Genomic DNA, 8,908 nt, shown 5'->3' with positions numbered 1-8,908 from the left:
CCTTCATCCGGGACAAATCTCCCACAAAGTGTGACGCACAGCTGCCAGAAAGCAAATTTAAAACACGCTCTAGCATTCCCACAATTACTCCGATCACAGAAGCAGCAATGCATAATATCAGAATATCTCTGTAACTTTGTAACGCTCTCTTAAACATATCTTCCTCCTGAACTAAAAAAACCGGCAGCTCAATTTACATTGATTTGCCAGCTTTTTCTGATTGAATCTCTGCTATGCAGGTTTCTGCACATAAAAAAACTGACACCCCTGTCCTGAAACAGAAGTCATCAGCTAATAGCAGTTTAGGTATTGTTTACCTGGGGAGAACCTCATTCCCGTTTATTTTCTATTGAGAATATTAGCATATTGGGCTGGAAATGTCAACTGGATTTATCTTTTACACTTTCCAACAAAAAATAAAATTCCTTCACTTAATATTCTGGGAGCCGACCTATGTAACTCCATAGGTAGAGACAACCTTTGTATTTATAATGCCCGCAAAGCCGGAACGGGTAGCTCCTCTCTATCGCCGTAAAAGGACTAACACTTTTCATTAAAGTCATTTTAACATCTTGATTTCATATTGTCAACAACTTTATCATACATTGTTGCATTTTTTATAATTATTTTATATTATCTCATTTAAATATAATCACAAATTATATAAGGCGCATTCCATAAAGAACACGCCTTTTCCATCCTCATAATTATCTTTTATTTATCAACTCATCCAGCATTTTCGGAAGCAGCTCATCCATATCTTCATCACTGAACTGACAGGTACCAACTGCTTTATGTCCGCCGCCGCCATATTTCAGCATCAGGCTTCCCACATCTATGTCGGAAGTCCGGTTCAAAACACTGTAGCCTACTGCTGCTGAGCACCCTTTTCCGCCTTTTCCATTTACAATCCAGGCTGAAATGTTCTGCTGTGGATACATACTGTATATCAGGAAACGGTTTCCTGTATAGATAGGGTCTACGCCTCGCAGATCCGAAATAATTACATCTTTTTCCACTCTGGTATGTGCCTGTATCATTTCCTTAAATTTCGCTGTCTGTTCAAAATAGACTTCAATTCTTTCTTTTACATCTGACAGACTAAGTATTTCCTCTGTATTCATGGTGCGGCAGGCATCGATCAGCTTTTCCATTAACTGATAATTGGAAATCGTAAAATTCCTCCAACGGCCTAAACCTGTTCTGGGATCCATTAGGAAACCAATGAGTATCCATCCTTCCGGATTCTGGATTTCGTCAATCGTCAGATTGCCTGAATCCACTTTGTCTACGGCTTCCATCATTTCATTAAAATGGGAAAACCTTTCATTGCCTCCATAATAATCATAAATGATTCTTGCACAGGACGGTGTTATGCGGCTTTCTCCTTTATATTTTCCTTCCAGCTCGTTTCTCTCAAATTCACTGGAATGATGGTCAAACCACAGGCCACACCCTTCTACATAAGGTACATTGGCAAGGCAGTCATCCTCTGTAATTTCCACCAGACCATCCTGCAGATCTTTGGGATGTGCAAACTTCCAATGATCAATAATTCCTGCTTCTTTCAGCAGTGCACCGCAAACCAAACCATCAAAGTCGGAACGGGTAACCAGTCTCATAATATTCAGCTCCTTCATTTGCATACGTGTATTCATAGTCTCGTATACGCTTTAGATTTTATATGTCCTATCATAGCATGTAATTTACAAAATGGATAGCCTTAATGTTTTATTTTCATGTAAATATTGTGACTTTATTACTTAGAAATCCAGGTAATAATTTCCGCACACGGGTTGATTCCAATTACGCCGCTGTCCAGTGTCAAATGGTAATTCTGCCCCCTGCCCCACACCTGGTCCGTGTAGTAGTTATAATTAATTTTTCTCTTCTTATCCTTGTCAGCCAGGCGCTTTTTCGGTTTTGTTTATGTCTCGCCGTAGAGTTTTACAATTCGTTCCGCTCTTTTGTCCACATCTGCATGAATAAAAACGTTCAGGCAGTCCTCCCGGTCTCTTAAAATATAATCCGCACATCTTCCTACGATTACACAGGGTTCTTTCTCTGCTAAATCCAGGATTATTCTGCGTTGTGCCGTCCACAGATAATCTTCCGCTGACATGCCGTTCATGCCTCTTCCAATAAAGGAATAAGCAAAAATACTTTTCGTAGGAGAATCTTCCCCTTGCTCTTCAATAAATTCCTCTGAAAAGCCTGTTTCACCCGCGGCCTTTTCAATAATCTCCTTATCGTAGAAAGCAATTCCCAGACTGTCTGCCACCAGTTTTCCTATGGTTCTTCCACCGCTTCCAAACTCTCTGCTAATTGTAATAATTCTTTTTTTCATGATTCATCCGCCCTTTCTATATTCAGTTCTTTCTATTTTGCTCCTCTTTCTTTCCGTTCTTTCTATGGCTGAAATTTCCGAGATGGGGGAATATGCAGTGAATGCACTTACCCTGGCATTTCCCGTTCAGATGCTGATGGTTGCAATTGGCGTGGGAATTAATGCCCTGCTGGCAAAGAGTCTGGGGAGGGAAATCACAAAAAAACCAGCCGGATTGCCGGAAATGCAATATTTTCAGGTCTCTGTACCTATCTCGTATTTTTGATTTTTGGTTTATTTGGTGTCAATGCTTATCTGCATTCCCAGACTACAGATCCGGTCATCCTGGAAATGGGGCAATCTTATCTTGGCATCTGCACCGTCTGGTCCTTTGGAATCATAATGTACACCATCTATGAAAAACTGCTTCAGGCCACCGGGCGGACAACTCTGACTACCGTAGCGCAGATAGCGGGAGCACTGGTTAATATCGTTCTGGATCCGATTATGATATTTGGATATTTTGGCTGTCCGGAAATGGGAATCAGCGGAGCCACCTATGCAACGATTATTGGTCAGATGGTTTCTTTTCATCTGGACGCTATTTTCCACTATGGATTTAACAAAGATATTGATCCCAGCCCCCCGATATATAAAACCAAAGGGGGCGATAATCAACGAAATCTATAAGGTGGGATTACCGGCGATTATCATGCAGGCATTGATGTCATTCATGACCTATGGGGTAAATATTATCTTCGGAGCAGTGTCCAGCGCAGCTGTGACGGCATATGGCGTCTATTATAAGATCCAGCAGTTTGTTTTTTTGCTGCATTTGGAATGAATAATGCATTGATTCCAATCGTATCCTATAACTATGGGAAAAGGGATCGGAAAAGAGTGGATGAAGGAATCAAATATGGCATGATATATACGCTGCTGATCATGGCTGTGGGCTTGCTGGGGCTTCAGATATTTGCAGACCAATTAGCCGGAATCTTTTCCGTGGCACCGGAAACACAAAAATTGTGTGTACTTGCAATTCGTATCGTAACAATTGGATATCTGTTTGCAGGCGCCAATATAGCATATCAGGGAATTTTTCAGGCGCTGGGGTGCGGTATAAGATCCTTGATTCTATCCCTGCTGCGGTTGATAGTTGTGGCATTGCCACTGGCATGGTTAATTACCAAATTCCAAAATGCGTCGGTACTGATATGGGTATCATTCCCCATTGCAGAAGGTGTTGCATTGGCGATCGGGATACTGTTTATGAAACAGATTGCTGATAAACAGCTGAAAGGGCTGAAATAGAAAGAACTGTAATAGAAAAAATGTAATCTTTATACAACCCTGGATACATCCAGCATGGAAGCATCCGGTATATTGAATTCCATTGAACAACCTCAATTGAACTTGCGGGGACAGGGAACGATCATTGGTTTTATTGATACCGGAATAGACTATCAAAATCCGCTGTTCCGGCTTTCGGACGGCAGATCCCGCATTTTGGGGATTTGGGATCAGACTTTACCGTCTTTGGATATTCTCCAGAAATTACCGCCTGGAATTCCGGGACTTACCGTAAATGATACTATTATTTATGGAACAGAATTTACAAATGATGAAATTAATGAAGCTCTGGCATCCGAAAACCCATTAACGTTAATTCCTAGTACAGACGCCAATGGACATGGAACATTTCTGGCTGGAATTGCCGCAGGTTCACCATCACCAAATGGGGATTTTATTGGAGCAGCACCCGAATGTAATATCGCAGTAGTTAAACTCAAACCCGCAAAACAATATTTACGGGATTACTACTTAATACAAGATACTGCTGAAGCATATCAGGAAAATGATATTATGATGGGGATTAAATATCTGACTCTTATATCTGCCAGATATAAAATGCCATTGATCATTTGTCTCGGTCTTGGGACTAACATGGGAAGTCATGAAGGAACATCCCCGCTTGGACTGCTGTTAAGAAGATTAAATTTAACCACTGGATTTGCATCTGTTGTATCTGCTGGGAATGTACCATCATTTTCTGGGTGACATTCAGGCGGACATGGAATATGAAGAGGTGGAAATAACGGTAGCGCCAAATGAAAAGGGATTTACCGCCGAGCTATGGGCATAGTTGTATTACTGTAGGTGCCTATAACCATCGGGATAGCAGTCTTTATATCCATTCCAGTTATGGCAATAACCGCATTCAATTTGAAAAACCAAATATTGTTGCACCAGGTGTAAATGTCTATGGGCCTTCCATCTCCAGGAACTCTACTGAATCAGGATTGTCAATGACATATGATACTGGAACTTCCGTGGCTGCAGCCCATGTAGCAGGTGCTGCGGCCAATCTGATGTCCTGGGGTATCGTGCAAGGGAATAATGCAGGTATGAATGCAAACTCTATCCGAACCTATTTAATCCGTGGTGCTGACCGGAATCCTGCATATATTTATCCAAACATGGAATCGGGTATGGGTACTCTCAATCTCTATCAGACAATCCTCAGGCTCCGGGAGTAAATCTCTTAAAACTAAATAGTTGCAACTAAAACAATCTATCTGACTTAGGGTGGTACTTCGGTACTGCTCTTTTTTAATGTAAAGGTTTCTTCTTTGAGTCTTCCCATCTTTCATTTAACTTCATCACTGCAAACAGTGGAAGGTGAAATTGGTGATAATCACCTTCCACTGTTTGCAGTCTATCTATTTTCCGACTAAGAGAGCTGGATTTATCAGCTTAAAATCTGTCCAGTTTATGGTAGCCGATCCAACTGCCCCCCTTCTTTTTATATTTCGCTACCACATAATCAATATATTATTTTACCGTCAATTTTATCTTATCTTTTTTTCCATTATATGCTTTAACTTTAATAGTGACGATGCCTTTTTTCAATCCCTTTACTTTACCATTTGCATCTACTGTTGCGATCCTCTTATTGCTTGAGGTATATTTTACAGTTCCCGCACTACCTTTTGATAAAGTTGTCTTTAATTTCAGAGTCTTCCTCACTTTCACCGTCTTTCTCTTCGCACTCAGTGTGATCCTTGCAGGTGCTTTCTTAACCGTAATGACGCAGTTCGCAGTCTTGCCGTTAGATGTCTTCACTGTAATTGTTGCTTTTCCGGTTTTCTTTGCTGTAATCCGGCCCTTAGCATCTACCGAAGCCACTGCCTTCCTGCCAGAGCTGTAGGTAATGTTTGCTTTACTTCCCGCCGGAAGCAAGGTTACCTTGAGCTTATACTTCTCCCTGACACCCATGACTCTCTTAGTTGACGATAGTTTAACCTTATCAGGTACTTTTTCCACGACAGTTACCGTACACGACGCTGTCTTCCCGTTGCAGGATGCTGTAATTATGGCTGTTCCAATCTTATTTGCAACAACCTTGCCATTATTTTTGCCTACAGTCACAACAGCAGGATTGTTACTACTCCAAGTTGGTGTACCCAAAGGAGTAACCTTTGCTGTCAATGTAAAACTTTCACCGACAGGCAATATTTTAGTATTTTGAGAAATAACAATTGTAGGGACAATAACTACCGAACTCTTTACGTCCACATAACATACATTGGAAATCTCAGGATTTGCTTTAGATGTAACAGTAATCTTGACCTCTCCCGGACTTCTTCCCTCTACCTTTCCTGTTGCCTCCACAGAAGCAATAGTAGGAGCACTGGACTTATATATCAATGTATTGTCCTCTGTTGTATCTACTGGAATTACTAAAGCACCAATATCAAACCTGTCTCCCACTTTTATTTCTTTTCTGGAAACCGTTAATTGAACTGCCGTAATTGGCTTCGGAACTATTATTTGCTCCACTGTAACATTACAAGTTCCAGTTACTCCGCCGCAGGAGGCAGTGACAGTTGCTGTTCCGGGTCCTACTGCTGTTACCATACCATCTTTTACCTGAGCCACATCTTCGTTGTCTACACTCCAAATTATTTCAGCGGAAACCATATCCTCCGGTGTAATGATCGCAGTTACCTGCTGCTGGTCTCCCACCTTCAAAGACAGTGTATCCGGATCCAGCGTAATACTGTCAACCACTGCCTCACCATCCCTCTTTTCGACCCTATACATAGTTTCCGGTTCAGTATCAAAGACTATCTTTTTCCCTCTTTCCAAAACTTTTGTTGTTACGATAGTTCCGTTGGATGTGACTACATAGCCAGAATCAATTCCGTCATAAGCAATCGTACACTCTTTTCCACCTTTTGATAAAATATTCATTTCCTCTAAACTGCTTTCATCCCATGATAATGAAACTTCAAAATTATTTCTGGCCAGAAGTCCTTTCACATATCCACTGCTCCACTGCTCCGGAAGCGATGGTAACGGCTGTATATAACCCCCCTGGCTCTGGAGAATCATTTCGCTGATACCAGATGTCGTCCCCTCATTTCCATCCATCTGATAAGGCGAATGTGAAGACAACAGGTTGTCATAAACCCCGCCCGCATTCATATCACCTACAATATCTGTAGATCTCCTAATAAAACTGGTAAGTGTATTAAAAGCCTGTTCAGAATCTCCTGTCCTTGCCCACAAATTAAGCTTATGGGCTTTCGACCATCCTGTCCCTCCATTTGTACGCAAAGTCAACGATTTTTTTGCCGCTTCCATATATTTGGGTGTATCAAATGTAATATGCTTTCCCGGATAGAGTCCCAATAGCTGTGATACATGCCTGTGGTGGTCATCGGTACCTGGAAGGCGTTTGCCGGCTACATCCTTATTATAAGCCGCCTCCTCCCTCCATTCTTTGATTTGTCCATCATTTCCAATTGCAAGAGGATTCAGTTTCCGCTTAGCCTCCCTGAGCTGTCCTATAAATCTCTCATCTGCCACATCCTGCAGTTCTTCATACGCTTTGATTGTATCTGTGAATAACTGCCAAACCAATTCCTGATCAAAGGTAGTTGCTACTGTTCTCGGTCCCTGTTCTGGAGAGTAAGAAGGTACTGAGATCAAATTATCCGGATTTTCCGGATCTACCCTCAAACTCGCCAGCCAAAACTGTGCATTACCTTTTAATAACGGGTAAATTGTATTCTCCAGCATTTCTCTGTCGTTCGTAAATTCATAATACTCCCATACATTCTGAAGTGCCCAGGCAGCTGATCCTGGTGACCAGCCCCAACTGAATTCCGCTCCCGGCGCTGTCCACCCAAAAGCATTTGTTTTCATGTGGAACACAAAACCCTCATCTACTCCATGATACTCCTTAGCCGTAGTTTTCCCTGGAACCTGAAGCTTGTCCACCTGATTAATATAAGAAAGCGCCATTTCCGGCATATTTGCGACATACGCCGGCCAGTAGATCATCTGAATATTGACATTGTAATGATAATCTGCATTCCACGGCGGTTGGTTGGAACGGTTCCACAGGCCTTGCAGATTCGCACCAAGTTCTGAATTCCTGGAGGATGAAATTAACAGGTATCTCCCATAATGGTACAAAAGTTCATCAATGTAGCTGTTTCGATTCTTATCTCCCTGAGAGGCAATCAAAAACTCATCAGTCGGCATTTTAGCTACACTGCTGTTTCCCAGTTTAATTGCAACTCTGTCAAAATAAGCCTTATAATCCTCCATCTGCCTTTCTTTTAATTCCTGGACAGTCTTTCTACTGGCCGCGTTGACGATATCCTTGACCTTGACAAGCGGATCAGAGCCATCTTTATAGTCAGGCGGGTTATTCGGATCTGAAAATTGGTCTGATTCATTTTTATAATCTGTCTTAATCGTAACCAAAATAGTTACATCTTCAGCATTTTCAACCGTAATCTTTCCATCCTCCATATCTGACAACTCCGCCTGATCCGCAATTACCTTAATCTGGGATGCAAAATTAATATCGCTCTGAATAATCGTACCTGTTGTGGTAATCGTATGGTCTGTCGTCGAAGTATGATAAGTTTTACTTTTCTGTGGAGCACTGATTTTACTTTGACTATCATCCACCTCGTTATAAACGGTGAAATTCAAAGCATCATCCTGGGAGGCAGTCATATGTATAACCATCACATCGTCCGGGTTACTTACATAATATTCTCGTGTATATTCTACATCTCCTATGCTGTACCAAACTCTTCCACACCCTTCCTGCAGATCCAGTTCACGCCGATAATCAGTGACATCTACACTTCCTGAAAGCTTATCTGTCAAATCAATTTTCAGCGTACCATAATTCTGGTATGCTCCAAACGCATTTTCATCCCCTGTTAGATTATCAGAGATTGAGGTAAGCTGATTCTGTCTTCTACTCCCAAAATATTCTTCCTCAAATTGATGTATATACTGATGCATACCCGGTTTATTATACGGATGCCCATTATATTTTTCTGAATTAGGCCCACCATCCCACAGAGTAATCTCATTCATCTGTACCTGCTCTACATCCACCTTTCCAAAAACCATACCACCCAAAGAGCCATTTCCAATGGGAAGAGCCTCCGTATCCCAAATTTCTGCTGGCTTATTATACCAAAGCCTCATATTCAGATCTTCATCCGACATATGCCCTTCATCAGGTGTAATATAAAATATGGGTGC

10 protein-coding genes and 1 riboswitch are annotated in these 8,908 nt (G+C 41.6%); of the genes, 7 read left to right on the top strand and 3 right to left on the bottom strand.

Annotation, left to right across the window (positions count from 1 at the left end; all coding sequences use genetic code 11):
- Positions 1-5 precede the first annotated feature (5 nt).
- On the top strand, positions 6-134 hold the full coding sequence (locus tag ACH2DQ_RS07135; protein WP_395026144.1) for a DUF6783 domain-containing protein: 129 nt from the start codon (positions 6-8) through the stop codon (positions 132-134).
- A 137-nt stretch (positions 135-271) separates the two neighbouring features.
- Positions 272-346, bottom strand: a riboswitch (Fluoride riboswitch).
- Between the two features lie 361 nt (positions 347-707).
- Here ACH2DQ_RS07135 and ACH2DQ_RS07130 read toward each other — a convergent pair.
- On the bottom strand, positions 708-1,622 hold the full coding sequence (locus ACH2DQ_RS07130; protein WP_394914587.1) for an exopolyphosphatase: 915 nt from the start codon (positions 1,620-1,622) through the stop codon (positions 708-710).
- Between the two features lie 305 nt (positions 1,623-1,927).
- Positions 1,928-2,347: a cytidylate kinase-like family protein gene (locus ACH2DQ_RS07125; RefSeq protein ID WP_394914588.1), complete on the bottom strand. Its 420-nt coding sequence runs from the start codon at positions 2,345-2,347 to the stop codon at positions 1,928-1,930.
- Between the two features lie 97 nt (positions 2,348-2,444).
- Between ACH2DQ_RS07125 and ACH2DQ_RS07120 the strand changes: the two genes are divergently transcribed.
- Genes ACH2DQ_RS07120 through ACH2DQ_RS07095 form a run of 6 tightly spaced genes read left to right on the top strand, consistent with a single transcriptional unit; the run spans position 2,445 to position 4,866 of the window.
- Positions 2,445-2,612 carry a hypothetical protein gene (locus ACH2DQ_RS07120; RefSeq protein WP_394914589.1) on the top strand — a complete coding sequence of 56 codons (168 nt, stop codon included), beginning with the start codon at positions 2,445-2,447 and terminating at the stop codon, positions 2,610-2,612.
- Positions 2,561-3,016, top strand: a complete 456-nt coding sequence (locus ACH2DQ_RS07115; RefSeq protein ID WP_395026141.1) for a polysaccharide biosynthesis C-terminal domain-containing protein — start codon at positions 2,561-2,563, stop codon at positions 3,014-3,016. Before ACH2DQ_RS07120 ends, ACH2DQ_RS07115 begins: the two co-directional genes overlap by 52 nt.
- Before the next feature lies 1 nt (position 3,017).
- Positions 3,018-3,170: a hypothetical protein gene (locus tag ACH2DQ_RS07110; RefSeq protein WP_395026137.1), complete on the top strand. Its 153-nt coding sequence runs from the start codon at positions 3,018-3,020 to the stop codon at positions 3,168-3,170.
- Positions 3,167-3,640: an MATE family efflux transporter gene (locus ACH2DQ_RS07105; RefSeq protein ID WP_394914591.1), complete on the top strand. Its 474-nt coding sequence runs from the start codon at positions 3,167-3,169 to the stop codon at positions 3,638-3,640. The genes ACH2DQ_RS07110 and ACH2DQ_RS07105 overlap by 4 nt, the downstream gene beginning before the upstream one ends.
- A gap of 54 nt (positions 3,641-3,694) precedes the next feature.
- Positions 3,695-4,387, top strand: a complete 693-nt coding sequence (locus tag ACH2DQ_RS07100; RefSeq protein WP_394914592.1) for a S8 family serine peptidase — start codon at positions 3,695-3,697, stop codon at positions 4,385-4,387.
- Positions 4,388-4,437: 50 nt separating this feature from the next.
- Complete coding sequence (locus tag ACH2DQ_RS07095) at positions 4,438-4,866, top strand: S8 family serine peptidase (RefSeq protein WP_394914593.1); 429 nt, start codon at positions 4,438-4,440, stop codon at positions 4,864-4,866.
- 295 nt (positions 4,867-5,161) lie between these two features.
- Here ACH2DQ_RS07095 and ACH2DQ_RS07090 read toward each other — a convergent pair whose 3' ends face one another.
- A complete protein-coding gene (locus tag ACH2DQ_RS07090; protein WP_395026134.1) occupies positions 5,162-8,872 on the bottom strand; it encodes a glycosyl hydrolase family 95 catalytic domain-containing protein in 3,711 nt (1,236 codons plus the stop codon).
- Positions 8,873-8,908: the final 36 nt, after the last annotated feature.

The sequence above is a fragment of the Robinsoniella sp. genome, from assembly GCF_034124845.1.
The sequence above is the reverse complement of the archived record's forward strand: the minus strand, read 5'-3'. Positions and strand labels throughout refer to the sequence as shown.